Source organism: Oceanithermus desulfurans, assembly GCF_014201675.1.
GTDB lineage: Bacteria > Deinococcota > Deinococci > Deinococcales > Marinithermaceae > Oceanithermus > Oceanithermus desulfurans.
The window spans coordinates 94,578-110,225 of sequence record NZ_JACHEZ010000005.1; the positions used below are offsets into that span (position 1 = coordinate 94,578).

The 15,648-nt window shown below is 68.4% G+C and carries 16 protein-coding genes; 2 read left to right on the forward strand and 14 right to left on the reverse strand.

Features of this window, described 5'->3' with window-relative positions; all coding sequences use genetic code 11:
- Positions 1 to 7: 7 nt before the first annotated feature.
- From HNQ05_RS07595 to HNQ05_RS07655, 13 genes are all read right to left on the reverse strand, one after another.
- Positions 8 to 787, reverse strand: a complete 780-nt coding sequence (locus HNQ05_RS07595) for a PilW family protein (protein WP_147144836.1) — start codon at positions 785 to 787, stop codon at positions 8 to 10.
- Between the two features lie 15 nt (positions 788 to 802).
- Entirely contained in the window at positions 803 to 1,210 is a 408-nt protein-coding gene (locus tag HNQ05_RS07600) for a type IV pilus modification PilV family protein (protein ID WP_147144837.1), read from the reverse strand.
- Entirely contained in the window at positions 1,207 to 1,617 is a 411-nt protein-coding gene (locus HNQ05_RS07605) for a GspH/FimT family protein (protein WP_147144838.1), read from the reverse strand. Before HNQ05_RS07605 ends, HNQ05_RS07600 begins: the two co-directional genes overlap by 4 nt.
- Positions 1,614 to 2,054: a hypothetical protein gene (locus tag HNQ05_RS07610; RefSeq protein WP_147144839.1), complete on the reverse strand. Its 441-nt coding sequence runs from the start codon at positions 2,052 to 2,054 to the stop codon at positions 1,614 to 1,616. Before HNQ05_RS07610 ends, HNQ05_RS07605 begins: the two co-directional genes overlap by 4 nt.
- On the reverse strand, positions 2,051 to 4,168 hold the full coding sequence (locus HNQ05_RS07615) for a hypothetical protein (protein ID WP_147144840.1): 2,118 nt from the start codon (positions 4,166 to 4,168) through the stop codon (positions 2,051 to 2,053). The genes HNQ05_RS07610 and HNQ05_RS07615 overlap by 4 nt, the downstream gene beginning before the upstream one ends.
- 94 nt (positions 4,169 to 4,262) lie before the next feature.
- Positions 4,263 to 6,140, reverse strand: coding sequence for a DUF4900 domain-containing protein (locus HNQ05_RS07620; RefSeq protein ID WP_147144841.1), 1,878 nt, complete (start codon positions 6,138 to 6,140; stop codon positions 4,263 to 4,265).
- Positions 6,141 to 6,150: 10 nt separating this feature from the next.
- Positions 6,151 to 7,116, reverse strand: a complete 966-nt coding sequence (locus HNQ05_RS07625; protein WP_147144842.1) for a PilW family protein — start codon at positions 7,114 to 7,116, stop codon at positions 6,151 to 6,153.
- A gap of 4 nt (positions 7,117 to 7,120) precedes the next feature.
- The gene (locus tag HNQ05_RS07630) at positions 7,121 to 7,555 is read right to left on the reverse strand and encodes a type IV pilus modification PilV family protein (protein ID WP_147144843.1); all 435 of its coding nucleotides are present in this window, start codon (positions 7,553 to 7,555) and stop codon (positions 7,121 to 7,123) included.
- Complete coding sequence (locus tag HNQ05_RS07635) at positions 7,552 to 8,016, reverse strand: GspH/FimT family pseudopilin (RefSeq protein ID WP_147144844.1); 465 nt, start codon at positions 8,014 to 8,016, stop codon at positions 7,552 to 7,554. The genes HNQ05_RS07630 and HNQ05_RS07635 overlap by 4 nt, the downstream gene beginning before the upstream one ends.
- 99 nt (positions 8,017 to 8,115) lie before the next feature.
- Complete coding sequence (lpdA, locus tag HNQ05_RS07640; protein WP_147144845.1) at positions 8,116 to 9,501, reverse strand: dihydrolipoyl dehydrogenase; 1,386 nt, start codon at positions 9,499 to 9,501, stop codon at positions 8,116 to 8,118.
- Between the two features lie 9 nt (positions 9,502 to 9,510).
- Complete coding sequence (locus HNQ05_RS07645) at positions 9,511 to 10,863, reverse strand: dihydrolipoamide acetyltransferase family protein (protein WP_147144846.1); 1,353 nt, start codon at positions 10,861 to 10,863, stop codon at positions 9,511 to 9,513.
- A 15-nt stretch (positions 10,864 to 10,878) separates the two neighbouring features.
- Positions 10,879 to 11,853 carry an alpha-ketoacid dehydrogenase subunit beta gene (locus HNQ05_RS07650; protein WP_147144847.1) on the reverse strand — a complete coding sequence of 325 codons (975 nt, stop codon included), beginning with the start codon at positions 11,851 to 11,853 and terminating at the stop codon, positions 10,879 to 10,881.
- 15 nt (positions 11,854 to 11,868) lie between these two features.
- On the reverse strand, positions 11,869 to 12,978 hold the full coding sequence (locus HNQ05_RS07655; protein WP_147144848.1) for a thiamine pyrophosphate-dependent dehydrogenase E1 component subunit alpha: 1,110 nt from the start codon (positions 12,976 to 12,978) through the stop codon (positions 11,869 to 11,871).
- 157 nt (positions 12,979 to 13,135) lie between these two features.
- Between HNQ05_RS07655 and HNQ05_RS07660 the strand changes: the two genes are divergently transcribed.
- Positions 13,136 to 13,570, forward strand: a complete 435-nt coding sequence (locus tag HNQ05_RS07660; protein WP_147144849.1) for a 23S rRNA (pseudouridine(1915)-N(3))-methyltransferase RlmH — start codon at positions 13,136 to 13,138, stop codon at positions 13,568 to 13,570.
- Positions 13,571 to 13,645: 75 nt separating this feature from the next.
- Complete coding sequence (locus HNQ05_RS07665; RefSeq protein WP_147144850.1) at positions 13,646 to 13,948, forward strand: winged helix-turn-helix transcriptional regulator; 303 nt, start codon at positions 13,646 to 13,648, stop codon at positions 13,946 to 13,948.
- Positions 13,949 to 14,013: 65 nt separating this feature from the next.
- Here the strand turns inward: HNQ05_RS07665 and groL are convergent, their stop codons facing one another.
- Positions 14,014 to 15,645 carry a chaperonin GroEL gene (groL, locus tag HNQ05_RS07670; protein ID WP_147144851.1) on the reverse strand — a complete coding sequence of 544 codons (1,632 nt, stop codon included), beginning with the start codon at positions 15,643 to 15,645 and terminating at the stop codon, positions 14,014 to 14,016.
- Positions 15,646 to 15,648: the final 3 nt, after the last annotated feature.

The following is a 15,648-nucleotide window of genomic DNA, read 5'->3' on the forward strand; positions in this document are numbered from 1 at the left end:
GCGGTTCTTAGTTGCCGGTGCCGGGCGGTGCGCTGCGCGGTACGGCCCGGGCGAAGAGGTTGCGCCGCTCCTGCTGCAGGGGCTGGCCGCGGTAGCGGATGCCCAGGCTGACCACCACGTTGTCGATCAGCGCCAGGGCGTTCGTGGGATCGCTGGTGTCGCCGGCTGAGAGCAGCAGCGAGTCGATGGGTTTTCGCGAGGCCTGCGAGAGCGAGTTCGCCGTATAGACGACGGCGGTTTGCGTCGGCACCACCGCGTCCGCCACCACGCCGACGCTGGAGCTCAGGCCCGAGAAGTCGCGGGTGGGGAGCGTGTTGACCGGCCAGCTGACCCACTTGATCAGGTGTTCGACGAGCACCCGGTTCCCCGCCTTGGGGTTTTCGCCGAGGACGCCGACGTAGTCGGAGCGGTTCCCCAGGGTGTAGACCACCGCGCAGTAGAGGTCGCGGTGGCTGCTGGTGCTGTCGTAGGGGTTGCTTCCTCCTTCGTTGCAGTAGGGGCTGCCCCAGGGGAGCAGCATGGCCAGGGTCTGGCCTCCGGTGGTGACGCTGGTGCCGTCGGGCAGGGTGAGCGTCTGGCTGCCCGGGTAGATGTAGGCCGCGCCCGAGAACAGCTCGCTGACGCGCAGCAGCGCCAGGCGGGCGTCCTCGCGGGCCTGCTGGGCCACGATCTGGCGGTTGGCGATCTCCTGGTTCTTGACGATCATGTTGGTGGTGAGGATCAGGATGACGCCGAAGACCGCCATCGAGATCATCAGCTCGATCAGGGTGAAGCCGTTGCGTCTCATCTCTGCCACCCGTCCTTAGTTGGGGTTGCCGATCAGGGTGGCGCCGCGGGCCAGGGTACGCCCGTTGCGGGTGACCGTGATCGTGATCTTGCGCATGGGGGGCGGGCTGGTGGTGGCGGCGCCGCCGTTGAGGCTGAGGTTGTCGGCGCGGATCGTGGCCGTGAAGCCGGAGGGCAGCATGCGGTTGAGGTCGGAAAGCCGCGGCGGGGTCGCGGCGGCGTTGTAGTTCGCGGCGCTCTTCCAGTAGATGCGGTACTGCTCGAGCGCGCCGTTCACGTACTCCATGGCCAGGCTTTGTTCGTTGGTGCTCGAGCTCACCCGCAGGTTGCTGGCCATGCTTCCGGCGACCGCGACGATCACCACGCCGATGATCGCCAGCGAGATCAGGATCTCGACCAACGACAGACCTTTTGTGTTTTTCACGGCAGGATCACCTTCCCTGTGGGCAGCACGACCACCCTGCGGGTCTTGGGTCCGGTGGTCACGGTAAACACGTACTGCTGGTCCGGCAGCCCCCGGCCGCTGAAGTTCAGCGTTGTGGGCGGCGCCACCGCGGCCCGGTGGGGCAGCCGCCCCTCGCGCACCAGGTTTCCGGCGGCGTCGTAGATCTGGACCCGGTTGCCCGCGAGGGTCACGCTCATCGCCTCGCTGCGCTTGAGGGCGCGGTTGCGCGCCTGGGTGATGAAGTTGGAGAAGCTGCGGGCGCTCTCGCTTGCGCGCAGGGCCTTGAGGTAGTTCTGCAGGTTGGCGGCGGTGACGGCGCCGATGATGCCCAGCAGCGCGAGCACGAGGAGCAGCTCGAGAAGCGAGAAACCGCGGCGGCGTTTCATCGGCCCTCCCCCCGCTGGTAGTCGAGGCGGAAGCGGATGCTCTCGGGCAGCTGCTCGTAGACGAAGTCGTTGACCAGCAGCTTGCTGCCGTCGCGCAGGACCAGCACGGTGAGCCCGTTCTCGCTGGCGTACTCCTTGACGTCGGTGAGCGCCAGCTGCGAGGGTGGCAGGGTGTTCAGGGGAGCGACCGGCTCGGCCGTCGGGGCGCCCTGCGTCTCCTCGGAGGCCAGGCTGCCCTCCAGCACGACCGTCGCTCCTTGCTCGGTAATCAGGGTACGCCCCGGGCCCGCATCCGTCGCTGCGGCGCCGGAGGCGGACGCTGGGGACGCGGCCGGGGCGGCCGCGGGCTGCGGGCGCGTGCGCAGCTTGAGCGCCAGCCCGGCCACCAGCACCAGGGCCAGGGCCACGATGAGGAGGTTCAGTGCCCTTCCGTTCATTGCACGTGCTCCGTGGTACGGTCGGAGACCCGCCACGACATCGTCTGGCCGACTGCGCCCTTGACCAGGTTGAAGCCGAAGCCGCCGTTGCGCAGACGGAAATCGTAGTTGATGGTGAAAGCGCAGTCTTCGGTGCCGGGGACGTAGTAGGGGTCGCCCGGCTGCCCGCAGTCGCTCGCGGAGGCGCGGGGGTTGCCCAGGAAGTTGTAGCGGTTGCTGCCCACGTACCGACGTTTCATCCACCAGGCCTGGTAGCGCCCCGGGGCCAGGATGCCCAGCTCCTTACCGATCAGGCCGCCGGAGATGGCGAGCGGCTTCATGCTCGTCTTGCCGGCGATCCGCTGGTTGGCGTAGAGGAAGGCGTCCACGGTGGAAACCTGGGTCTCGTAGTTGCGCTCGTTGTCGATGATGATGCGCAGCGTCTTACCGTCGATGCGCCAGAAGCCGCGCAGGCCGCCTTCGTTGAAGTTGCCGTAGCCGCTGTTGCGGTTGTCGAGCCGCCGCGCCAGCCGCCGCGCCAGGCGGGTGGGAAGGCCGGAATCGATCAGGTCCTGGCGGATCTCGCTGCGCAACATCCCGTAGTAGCCGCCGCGCCAGCTGTTGTAGGCCATGCGTTCGGTGCCCAGCAGCTGCTTGTAGAGGGCGTCGTCCATCCAGGGCTTGAAGTTGCCGTTGGAGCGGATCGTACCCGGCCGGAAGGCGTAGCTGTAGGCGTCGCGGCTTACCGAGGCGGAACGGTTGGCGCGGCGGCAGACCACGTTGCCCGACGACACCGCTTCGCCGTCCACGTTAACGTAGCCGCTGCCCTTTTGCGTCAGCTCGTCGCCGTTGCGCTTGTCGAAGCAGCGGGTGCCGCTGTAGAAGCCGAACTGCGAGCGGTAGTAGTCGGCCGATTGGCGCTCGGCGGTGGGGAGGAGGTTGCCGCTCGAGTCGCGCTCGGTGTAGTCGCCGATGACGATGTTGCCGCGGGCGGCCAGGCGCAGCTCGTCCTTGCCCGCGGCGATGTTGGCGCGGGCGCACTCGTCGGCGTCGCTGATGCCCGAGCAGACGCCGCGCCCCGGCGGGTCGGGCGGGTCGGCCACCTGGACGTTGCCCGCGGTGTAGAGGTTGCGTCCCGCGTAGATCGCGCCCTTGCCGGTCACCACGCCCTTGATGATCACGTCGCCCTCGACGAAGATGTCCTCGTCGATCACGATCGGGTTGCTGGGGGTGCCGATAAGGACCAGGTTGCCGTTGTAGACCCGGTTGACGCGGCTGACGTTGGAACCCGTCGGCAGCGAGGTGATGCGTCCGCCGATCGGTACGCCGTAGATGATGCCGCCGCTCAGGCTGCCCATGGCGTTCTGCCGCGCGATCTCGCGGTTGATGGGCGGGAAGTCGGGCACGCCGTCGCCGTCGGTGTCGCTGGGAAGCATGTCGCCCGAGTAATTGGTGGTGACGCTGCCGGTTACCTCGGCCCCGTTGATCCGTTTGGGTGAGCCCGTGAGGTCCAGGTCGTCGTGGGTGATGTCGCGCGCAGCATAGACGCTGCCGTAGACGGTGGACCCGCCCTCGTGAGCGCCGCTGCCGATGCCGCTGCGTCCCTCGGTGCCCCAGCCGGGCCGCATGAACTCGAGCGAGCCCACGTCGCCGCGCACGCGCAGGTGGCAGTAGATGCAGTTCGTCGTCTCCGAGAGCATGGCCAGCTTGAAGATCTGGCTCTGACCAAAGCTGACCCGCCGGACCACCGTCTGCTTGTCCCCGCCCTGGGACGCGGTGGCGGCGACCTCCACCCAGCCGTAGGGGTCGGAGGGTGGCGAGACGCGCAGCACCCGCCACTTGCCGGTGATGCCGCCCATGACGTTGACGGTGTGCACCTGGGTGGTGTCGAGGGTCCGCAGGTAGTTGCGTACCGAATAGTTGTTGTTCTTGAAATCGCTGATCAGCTTCAACCGGGCCTGCTCCGACACGCCGTCCGCCGCCTGGACCAGCGCGCTGTGGGATTTCACGGTCTTGACGCTGCGTATCTGATTGACCGTGCTGGCCGTAAAGATCATCACGATCATAAAAGCAATGACCATCGCGAAGATCGTGGTGATGAGGGCGATGCCCTTTTGTCTAGATCCTTTCCCCATGCTTCTAGCGTAGGGGGAGGTATCCGCACCGGGTACCCTCAAACGGGGGGATTAAAAAAACCGGTACCCCGGCGCGCCGGGATGGCGCGCCGGGTCAGTATTCCTTGTAGGTCAGCCGGGTCACCCCGACGTCGGCCAGCTGGAAGACCCGTGTGGTGGGGAAGTTGGGCGGGGTCAGCCGGCTGTTCTCGAAGCGGCGGTCGTACTCGAAGGTTTCCAGGTAGCCGCTGGCCACGCTGCCGCCGGAGCCGATGACGCCGCGCAGCTGGTCCTCCCACTGAATCAGGCCGCCGAAGAGGCGCATCTTGCCCTGGGGGCCGCGGGTGTTGTAGTTCTCGACCGCCAGCCCCTTGCCGGTGGCGGCCGACAGGTAGGAGCCCCAGAGGTAGATGTCGTCCACCGCCCCGACCCGGATGGTGATGTCGTCGGTCTCCGAGAAGACCCCCAGCACCGTCCGCAGCGGTCCGCTGGCCGAGGCGCAGCGGGGGTGGGTGGCGAGGTAGCTGCTGTTGGTCATCTGGGTGGGGTCGCACTCGTAGACCAGGTCGGTGAAGAGGCCGATGCCTCCCACGGCGGTGACGTTGAGCTGGGTCTCCAGCGAGAGCGCAGGCGGAATCGTGGCCGGCGGGGGGTGGTCGGGCGAGTCCGTGGGCACGGGGCCGGTGCGGCTGGGGGCGCGCAGGGCGTCGACGTTGCCGTTGACGTAGATCTGCCCCGTGGGGCCTCCGGTCCCCAGCGGCGCGGGACCGTTGGGCACGCCCAGGAGGTTGGTGACGTTGCCCAGGGGGTCGGTGACCTGGGTGGTGTCGGTGTTGTAGTCCACGACGATCGTCCAGGTGCGCCCGGCCTGGGTGATGCGGTAGGTTTGCGTGCCGTCCCCGCCCGCGGCGATGTACAGCTCGTCCACGTCGCCCTGGATGTAGATCCCGCCGGTGACCCGGCTGCCGTCGTTGATCAGGTAGACGCCGTCGGGGATGGGGTTCGAGCCGGCGCAGGGGCTGATGCCCAGGACGGCGCAGCGGTCGGCGTTGGTGATCGGGTCGGGGACGCCGTCGCCGTTGTTGTCTTCGGTGGGGTCGAGGCCTAGCGCGGCGCGCTCCTGCGAGAGTGCGTTCGTGGGCAGTTCCACCCGCGGCGCGTTCCAGTCGTAGCCCTTTTCGAAGACGGGCTCGGTGCAGGGCGGCCGCGATCCCGCGTTGAGGAACTCCTTGACGCCCAGGCCGTCGTGGCAGCTGTTGAAGATGTCCCAGAACCAGGCGCCGCCGTCGGAGGCGGTGATGCGGCCCTTGAAGACCGGCGTGCCCCAGAAGCCCCAGTTGCTGTTCGCGTGCACCGGACCGTCGAAGACCGAGCCGGTGGGGAAGAAGCCGCGGTCGCCGCCCGCGTCCTCCACCAGGAAGAGCCACTGGGAGAGGCTCGCCCGGCCGACCTTGATCGTCAGGAAGCCCTCCTCCTGAATGCGCCGTTGGTTGTTGCCCGAGGTGCCGGTCGCGACCACCCGGTACTCCGCGGTGTAGGTCTGGAACTGGCCGCCGCCGCCGGCCGTCGGCATCGAGGCGATACGGAAGTTGCGGATGTCGTAGCTAAGGCTCGCGTCGCCCACGCCGGCCAGCTGGCTGGACGGCAGCGCGCTGAAGTTGGCGTTGAGCGCGTCCTTGATCTGCAGGGCCACCGAGTCCCAGGCGTCCTGGGGGATCACGTAGTCGGTGGTGGGGTCGTTGCCGCCGACGACGAAGCTGGTCGCGTAGCTGTCGATGATGGGCTTGAGCTCCGAGAAGAGCTGCGTGTCCAGCACGTACCCGGCGTAGGTGGCGCCGGCTTCGGCGACGTTGCGGGCGCGGCTGTTGACCAGGTTGTTCTTGTTCTGGCGGATCTCGCTCAGCGTGTCTACCGACAGGATCGCGATCACGGCGACGAGCACCATCATCAGGACCAGTGCGGTGACGAGGGCGATGCCTTGTTTCTTCCTCATGCCGTGCCTCCTAGTTCAACCGCAAGTCCACGGTTTCGGTGATCTCGTAGCGTCCGGGGCCGCCGCCGGCGGTGAGCGGCGCGGGCGTGGTGCCCGCCAGGTAGACCCGCACGGCGCGAACCAGGCTGCCGACGAAGATGCCGCTGCCCCTGGGGTCGTCCGTATAGGCCGTGCCCAGAGCGCTGGCCGCGGCGCTCAGGGAGTCGTAGAAGCGCAGCTGCTGGATGGAGGAGCTGGCGGCGCTGGGGTCGAGGGGGATGCCGTAGCTGAGGCGCAGCGTGTCGACGTCGAAGGCGACGATGCCGCTGTAGTTGCCGGCGGTGGCCCCCAGACCGGTCCGGCGGTAGAGCACCGTCCGCGCGGCGTCCTCGGGGTCCGGCCGCAGCTCGTAGGTGACGAGCTGCACCTTGAAGGCGTAGGTGTTCGGCTGCCAGGTCCCGCTGATGCGGTCGTTGTTGTGCTGGATCAGGTCGCGGTTGGGCGGCGTGCCCCCCGAGGCGGTGGTGGGCGAGCTGCAAGGTTGGGTGGGATCCCTGAGCAGCTGTCGCTGCGTGATCTCTACCAGGTCGCTGTTGGTGCCGTCGGAGATCAGCACCAGGTCGCCGTCGTCGAAGCCGGAGGCGTCGCATACGCCGGTCTCCACCGAGTTGTTGTAGCTGCTCCCCGGAGGTTCGGCCACGGCGGTGTAGTACCCCTTGGAAACCAGGATGGCCAGGCGGTCGCGCGACGAGCAGGGGTCGCCCGCGGCGCTGCACCCCGAGGCGGGGTCGTTCCACAGCCCCAGCCGCGAAGCCGAGCGCAGGTCCTGGGTGATCTGCTGCATGGCGGTGCGCAGGTTCTGCTGCAGCTCCACGTAGACGCTCTGGCTGTGCTTCGTCTGCAGGCCGCGGGTCAGGGCGACGGCCACGATGCCGATCAGCACGATCAGGATTCCGATGGCCAGCAGCGCCTCGATCAGGGTGAAACCCCGCCGCATGCGCCTACTGGCGTACGAGCGAGACGAGCTCGACACGGCCCTCACCTCCCCGCTTCTTGTAGTAACCCGTCACCAGGACCCTCCAGATGACGGGGTTGGTGGAGAAGGGTTCCGTCTTGACCTCGAACTTGAACCGTCCCCACTCCTGGGCGATCTCCGCGAGGTTGGGGTCGCCCGAGGCCGTGAAGACCGAGTCGTTGGTGTAGTCGTAGCCGTAGTCGTAGCTGCGGGGGGTCGAAAAGTAGTTGAACGGCAGGCTGCGGCTGCGGAAGCGGTCCATCCAGGCCTCGGTCGCGGCCACCGCCTGGGAGCGGACGCGGTTGTCGGCGTTGTGGCGCATGCTCGAGACCATCGTGGTCACGGCCGCGAAGCTCACCACCGTCACCACCACCAGCGCGATCAGCACCTCGATAAGGCTGAAGCCCCTGCGTGTTCTCATCGCTTCACCACCCGTGCCGCCCCCGTCATCGAGGGCACGACGTCCACCTGGCTGCTTCCGTTGGAAAGCGTAATCCGGTAGGGATCGGGGCTGGCCGGGAAGCTGCCGAAGCCCCGGGAGTCGAAGACGATCGCCTCGCCCGCCGACCAACCCGGGGTCACCCGCGCGGGCACGGTGTAGCTGCGGCGGGTGGCCCAGTTCGTACCGTCCGCGGAGAATTCGAGGTCGTAGCCGCGGCTGTTGAAGCTGAGCCGGCAGAAGCCGCTCTTGGAGACCGCCAGCGTACGGCACGACTGCAGGTCCTGGGCGACGCGGTGCGCGACCCCCTCCAGGTCGAGCCGCTGCCGCGCGCTGCCGAACGAGACGGCCACGATGCTCATGAGGGTAGCCAGCACGGCGAGTACGATCAACAGTTCAATAAGTGTGAAGCCGTTTGGAGTAAATGCAGTTTTCTTTGACAAGGCCCCTCCTTTTAAATCCTACGGCGCAGCCGAAGAGAGGGTTACCCCCATGTGGGGGTAACCGGGTCTGCCGCAGGTTGTATTAAGGTAGGACCGGCTTCAGCGATTGAGGATGTGGATGGCCCGGCCGTGCAGGTTCTCGGCGGCCTCCATCAGGTTCTCGGCCAGCGTGGGGTGCGGGTGCACGGTCAGCGCCAGGTCGCCGGCCGTTGCCGCCATCTCCAGTGCCAGGGTGGCCTCGGCGATCAGGTCGGAAGCGCCCGGACCCAGGATGTGCACGCCCAGCAGCAGGTCGTTTTCGGCGTCGGCGAGCACTTTGATGACCCCTTCGGTCTGCTGCAGCGTGAGGGCGCGGCCCGACGCCGAGAAGGGGAAGCGCCCCACCCGCACCTTGAGGCCGCGCTTTTCGGCCTCGGCCTCGGTCATGCCGACGCTGGCGAACTCCGGCTGGGTGTAGACAACGCTGGGGATCTGCTGATCGAAGGCCGCGGCGCGGCCGGCGGCGTGCTCGGCGGCGACGAGGCCTTCCTTCATGGCCTTGTGGGCCAGCATCGGCGGACGGGCGACATCGCCGATGGCGTAGGCGCCGGGTACGTTCGTCTCCATGTGTTCGTTGGTGGGAACGAAGCCGCGCTCGTCGGTGCGCACGCCCGCGGCTTCCAGGTTCAGGCCTTCGGTGACCGGCACCCGGCCGACGGCCAGCAGGATCTTGTCGGCGTCCAGCGTCTCCGGTTTTCCGCCCGTGACGGGTTCGACGGTGACCCGCAGCCCGTTCTTGGTTTCCTCGTAGCCCACGGCCTTTGTGGCCGTCCTGACGGCGATGCCCTGCTTCTTGAGGCTGCGCGCCAGCAGCTTGACGAGTTCGGGGTCGCTGCCGGGGAGGATCTGGTCGGTGTACTCGACGACGGTCACCTGCGCGCCCAGGCGGGCGTAGATCGAGGCGAACTCGAGCCCGATCACCCCGCCGCCGATGACGAGCAGGCGCGGGGGCACCCCGTTTTCGACGCGCAGCATCTCGGTGGAGGTGAGCACGCGTTCACCGTCGGGCTCGAAGCCCGCCAGCCGCGCCGGCTTGGAGCCGGTGGCGACGATGACCTTCCGCGCCTCGAGCTTCTTCCCGTCCACCTCCAGCTCGCGGGGGCCGGTGAACTTCGCGAACCCCTTGACGAGCTCCACCCCGTTGCCCTTCAGCAGGCTGGCCACGCCGCCGGTAAGCTTCTTAACGATCTTGTCGCGCCACTTACCCATCTTGGCCAGGTCGCGCTCGGGCTCGGCGAAGACCAGCCCGAACTCGGCCGCCTTCGCGGCGTGTTCCAGGGTCTCGGCGGCGTGCAGCAGCGCCTTGGTGGGAATGCAGCCGACGTTCAGGCAGACGCCGCCCACCGCGCCCGCCTCGACCGCGGCCACCTTGAGGCCGAGCTGGGCGGCGCGGATCGCGGCGTGGTAGCCGCCGGGTCCGGTGCCGATGACGATCAGGTCGTACATGGTTTCTCCTTAGACGGCGTGGAGCAGCAGCCAGTAGGGGTCTTCGAGGCGCGCGACGACCTCGCGCAGGAAGAGGGTGGCCTCGGCGCCGTCGACCAGGCGGTGGTCGAAGCTGAGCGAGAGGTAGAGCATCTCGCGGGCGACGATCGCGTCGTCTTTGACCACCGGGCGCTTCTGGATGGTGTGCACGCCCAGGATGGCGGCGTCGGGCACGTTGATGATAGGGAAGGAGAAGAGCCCGCCCAGGTTGCCCACGCTGGTCACCGAGAAGCTGGAGCCCGTGACCTCGTCGGGGGTCAGCTTGCCCGCGCGGGCGCGCGCCACCTTGTCGCCGATCTCGGCGGCCAGCTCGAGGATCGTCTTCCGGTCCACGTCGCGGATCACCGGCACCACCAGCCCCGCGTCGGTGGCCACCGAGAGGCCGAGGTGGTAGTACTTCTTGAGCACCACCTCGCCGCGGGCGTCGTCGAGGCTGCTGTTGACCACGGGGAACTTCTTCAGCGCCTCCACCGCGGCCTTGAAGATGAAGGGCACGTAGCTGAGCTTCACCCCCGCCTCCTCGGCGCGCTCCTTGAGCCGGCGTCGCAGCGCGACCAGCTCGGTGACGTCGGCCTCGTCGACGACGAGGGTGCGCACCGTGTAGAGGTGGCTGGCCATCATCTGCTGGGCGATGATGCGCCGCATGCCCCGCAGCGGCACGCGTTCCTCCAGCTCTTCGTAGCCCGCGGGGGTGCGGTAGGCCACGGGCGGCGGGAAGCCGGCGGGTGCCGCGGTGGCCGCGGCCGCCGGGGCCTGCTCGGCGTAGGCGCGCACGTCCTCGACGCGCACCCGGCCGTTCGGACCCGACCCCGGCACCTGGGCGATGTCGACGCCCAGCTCGCGGGCCAGCTGGCGTGCGGCGGGCACGGCCAGCACCCGGCCGTACTTGTTGGTCCCCGCCCGGGGCCGCTCGGCCACCGCCGGGCCGGCGGGCTTCTTGGCGCCGCCGGCGAAGGGGTTCTTGACCTCGGCCTCGGTCTTGTCGGGCTTGAACAAAGAAAGCCGCTCGCCGCGGTCCTCCGCCTCCTCCGGCGGTGCGGACTGAGCGGCCGCCGCGGCGGCCTCGGGGGCGGCCGCGGCCCCGGCGCTCTCGTCGATCAGGGCGATCGGCGTTTCGACGGGGACCACGTCCCCCTCGTTCACCAGCTTCTTCACGAGCACGCCCGCGAAGGGGCTGGGCAGTTCGACGGTGACCTTGTCGGTCATCACCTCCACCAGCGGCTGGTCCTTGGCGACGACGTCGCCTTCGTTGACCAGCCACTTGAGGATCTCGCCTTCGACCACGGATTCGGCGAGTTCGGGCAAGAGCACTTCCTTGGGCATGGCACCTCCCGGGCGCTAGTAGTCGAGCAGCTTCTTGGCGGTGTTGAGGATCCGCGTCACCGTGGGCATGTAGAGCTTGTCCTGGGCGTAGGGGTATGGGGTGTCGAAGCCGGTGACGCGCGCCGGCGGGGCCTCGAGCTGGTCGAGCACCTCCTCGGCGATCGTGGCCGCGACCTCGCTGGCGAAGCTGGCGTGGCGGGGGGCGTCGGAGACGATCATGACGCGGCCGGTCTTGCTCACCGCCTCGAGCACCGCCTCCTTGTCCCAGGGCATCAGGCTGCGCAGGTCGAGGACCTCGGGGTGGACGCCCACCTTTTCCAGCTCGTCTGAGGCCTGCAGCACCTCGGGGGCCACGGGGCCGTAGTAGACGATCGTGAGGTCGCCGCCCTGGCGGCGGGTGACGGCCTCGCCCAAGGGGATGGTGTAGTCCTCGTCGGGGACCTCTTCCTTGACCGCGCGGTAGAGCCGCTTGGGCTCGAGGAAGACGACCGGGTCGTCGTCGCGGATCGCGGTCTTGAGCAGCCCCCTGGCGTCGTAGGGGGTGCTGACGGCCACCACCTTGAGGCCGGCGGTGTGCACGAAGTGGGCCTCGGGGCTCTGGGAGTGGTGGTGGCCGCCCTTGACGCCGCCGCCCGAGGGCATGCGCACCACCATGGGGGCGGTGAACTGCGCGCCCGAGCGGTAGCGCAGCTTCGCCGCCTGGCTGACGAGCTGGTCGAAGCCGGGGAAGACGTAGTCGGCGAACTGGATCTCGGCCACCGGACGCAGCCCGTGGGCGGCCATGCCCACAGCCGCGCCGATGATCGCCGCCTCCGAGAGCGGGGTGTCGATCACCCGGTCGGGGCCGTACTTCTGCTGCAGGCCTTCGGTGGCCAGGAAGACGCCGCCGCGCTTGCCGACGTCCTCACCCAGCACCACCACCGCGTCGTCGCGGGCCATTTCTTCGTCGAGCGTGCGTGCAATCGCCTGCACGAGGGTCATCGTGGCCATGTCGGACCTCCCGGTTCAGGCGCCCAGCTCTTCTTCGAGGAGCCGGCGCTGTTCGATCTGGGGCCAGAGGGGCTCGGCGTAGACGTCGTCGAACATCCAGGCCTCGGGCACCGGGCCCGCGGCCTCGGCTTCTTCGAGCGCGCGCGCCAGCTCGGCCTCGGCGGCCTCGCGCAGCTCGGCCTCCCACTCGGGGGTCCACAGCTCCTGGCGTTCCAGGAAACGGCGGAAGCGCTCGAGCGGGTCGCGCTGCTTCCAGTGCTCCACCTCTTCTTTGGGGCGGTAGAGGCGGTCGTCGTCGGCCGAGGAGTGGGGGCCGTAGCGGTAGACCACGGCCTCGACGAGCGCTGGCCCCGCGCCCGCGCGGGTACGCTCGATGACCTCCTGCATCACATAGTAGCTGGCCAGCACGTCCATGCCGTCGAGGTAGTAGCCGGGCATGCCGTAGGCCTTGGCCTTGACGGCCAGGTTCTCCGAACCCGTCTGCTTCTGCAGGTCGACGCTGATGGCGTAGCGGTTGTTCTCGACGACGAAGACGACGGGCGCGCCCTGGGCCGAGGCGAAGTTCACGCCGGCGTGCCAGTCGCCCTCGCTGGTGGCGCCGTCGCCGAAGGTGGTGACGACGACCTGGCCGGTGTTTTGGATCTTGGCGCTGATGGCCGCGCCGGTGGCCGGTGGGATGTGCGAGGCGATGGGCGAGGCGACGGTAAAGGCGTTGAGCGGCTTGGAACCCGGGTGGTTGGGCATCTGCCGCCCCTTGGCGGGGTCGGCGCGGGTGGCCAGGGTCTCGCCGAAGATCTCCACCGCGGGCACCCCCAGCGCCAGCAGCATCCCGTGGTCGCGGTAGTAGGGGAAGAGCCAGTCGAAGCCTCGCTTCACCGTGTGGGCGATGGCGATCTGGATGCCCTCGTGGCCCGCGGCCTCCATGGCGAAGCTGGTCTTGCCCGAGCGCTGCAGCAGGAGTAGTCGCTCGTCGAGCAGGCGGGCGGCGACCATGTCGCGGTAGAGGGCGCGCAGCTGCTCCTCGTCGAGGTCGAGGTCGAACGGCCCCACCCACTCACCGTGTTCGTTCACCAACGCGATCGGGTCGCGGGTGAACGGCTCGAAACGTTGGGTGTCCTTGATCATAGCGTCCTCCTTGGGTCAGGGGCGTAAAAAAACCCGGCCACGGCCGGGGGCGGTCCGCCACGGCGTACCGATAATCACTAGCGCGAGAGCGTTTTCGCGGTTTGGCATCCCTACCCCTTTGCGTTCCATTATAAACTACCCCGCATGGGGGCCGAATGTGCGTTGGCGCATCGTTAGCGTGGGCAAGCCCCGGCTGGAGTACGCCCGGCTGGGGGTGGCGTTCTACCTGCGGCTGTTGCGGCCGCTGGCGCCGGTGGAGCTCCGGCCCGTCAGGGCGGGCCCCCGCGAGGCGGAAGCGCTGCTGAAGGCGAGCGAGGGCTGGCTGCGCGTCGTCCTCGACGAACGCGGTGAGGCGCTGCGCTCGCGCGCGTTCGCGGACCGCATCACCCGCTGGGAGGACGAGGGCGTGCGCCGGGTGGCCCTGATCGTGGGCGGGGCGGAGGGGCTGGCGCCGGAGGTGCGCGCCGCGGCCGACTGGACCTGGAGCCTCTCGCCGCTCACCCTGCAGCACGAGCTGGCCCTGCTGGTTGCTCTGGAGCAGGTCTACAGGGCTTATACGATTAAGCGGGGGTCGGCGTATCACCGCGAATAAGAAAAGTAACGACGCGGGATATATTGGAACAATAGGTGAAACTGGCACAGTCCCACGTTGCGGTATACTGGACGGGTGAACGTCTCGACGAGCGAACCCATCGAAGCGGCGCTGGCTTTGCTGGGCCGGCAGGGCACGTACCGGGTGTTGCGCGCGCTGCTCGGCGGCCCCATGCGCTTCGGCGAGCTGCAAAGCGTCACGCGGCTGCTGCCCCGCACCCTGTCGCTGCGACTAAAGGAAATGGATGCCATGGGTTGGGTCATCCGCGAGCAGTTCGCCGAGGTCCCGCCGCGGGTGGAGTACCGCCTCACCCCGGCGGCCGAAGCCCTGGAGCCGCTGCTGCAGGCGGTCGAAACCTGGGCCAAAGACCACGCCTGACGATGTCCTTGTAATAACCGTCACGCGGCCCCCGGCGGGGGCCGCGTGACGTGTGCTCAGGGGGTCTAGAAGTCCATGTCGGGCATGCCGCCGCCGCCCGCGGGGGCCGCTTCCTTCTTCTCGGGCTTCTCGGCCACCACGGCCTCGGTGGTCAGCACCAGCGAGCCGATCGAAGCGGCGTTCTGCAGGGCGCTGCGGGTCACCTTGGCGGGGTCGACGATGCCGAACTTGAGCATGTCGCCGAACTCGCCGCTCTGGGCGTTGAAGCCGTAGTTGACGTCCTTCTTCTGCAGGATCTCGTTGACGATCACCGAGCCCTCGAAGCCGGCGTTCTCGGCGATCTGGCGGGTGGGCTCCTCCAGGCTGCGGCGCACGATCTTGGCGCCGGTGGCCTCGTCGCCCTCGAGCTTAGCCAGCACCTTGTCCACCGCCTCGGTGATGCGCAGCAGGGTCACGCCGCCGCCGGGAACGATGCCTTCCTCCACGGCCGCGCGGGTGGCCGAGAGGGCGTCCTCGAAGCGGTGCTTGCGCTCCTTGAGCTCGGTCTCGGTGGCCGCGCCCACGCGGATCACGGCGACGCCGCCCGAGAGCTTGGCGAGGCGCTCCTGCAGCTTCTCGCGGGCGTACTCGCTGTCGGTGGTCTCGAGCTCGGCCTTGATCTGGTTGATGCGGGCCTCGATGTCGTCCTTCTTGCCCTTGCCGCCGATGATCGTGGTCTCGTCCTTGGTGATGCGCACCAGCTCGGCCTGGCCCAGCATGGAGAGGGTCACGTTCTCGAGCTTGAGGCCCAGCTCCTCGCTGATCACCTGGCCGCCGGTCACCGCGGCGATGTCCTTGAGCATCTCCTTGCGGCGGTCACCGAAGCCCGGCGCCTTGACCGCGGCGACGTTGAGGGTGCCGCGCAGCTTGTTGACCACCAGGGTGGCCAGGGCCTCGCCCTCGACGTCCTCGGCGATGATCATCAGCGGCTTGCCGGTCTGGGCGACCTGCTCGAGCACGGGCAGCAGCTCGCGGATGTTCGAGACCTTCTTCTCGACGATGAGGATGTAGGGGTCCTCGAGCTGCACCTCCATCGCCTCGGGGTTGTTGACGAAGTAGGGGCTCAGGTAGCCCTTGTCGAACTGGTAGCCCTCGACGACCTCGAGCTCGGTCTCCAGGCCCTTCGACTCCTCGACGGTGATGATGCCTTCCTTGCCGACCTTGTCCATCGCGTCGGCGATCAGCTGGCCCACCTCGGGGTCGTTGGCCGAGATGGTGGCCACCTCCTCGATGGCCTTGCGGTCCTCGACCGGCTGGGCCATCTTGTGGATCTGCTCGACCGCGGCCTCCACGGCCTTGTCGATGCCGCGCTTGAGGCTCAGGGGGTTGGCGCCGGCGGCCACGTTCTTCAGGCCCTCGCGCACGATCGCCTGGGCCAGCACGGTGGCCGTGGTGGTGCCGTCACCGGCGACGTCGTTGGTCTTGGAGGCCACCTCCTTGAGCAGCTGGGCGCCGATGTTCTCGAGGTGGTCCTCGATCTCGATCTCCTTGGCTACGCTGACGCCGTCCTTGGTGATCGTCGGCGAGCCGAACTTCTTCTCCAGCACCACGTTGCGGCCCCGGGGGCCGAGGGTCACGCGCACGGCGTTGGCCACCGCGTTCACGCCGCGCTCGAGGGCACGACGGGCCTCTTCGTCAAAAACCAGGATCTTTGCCATGGT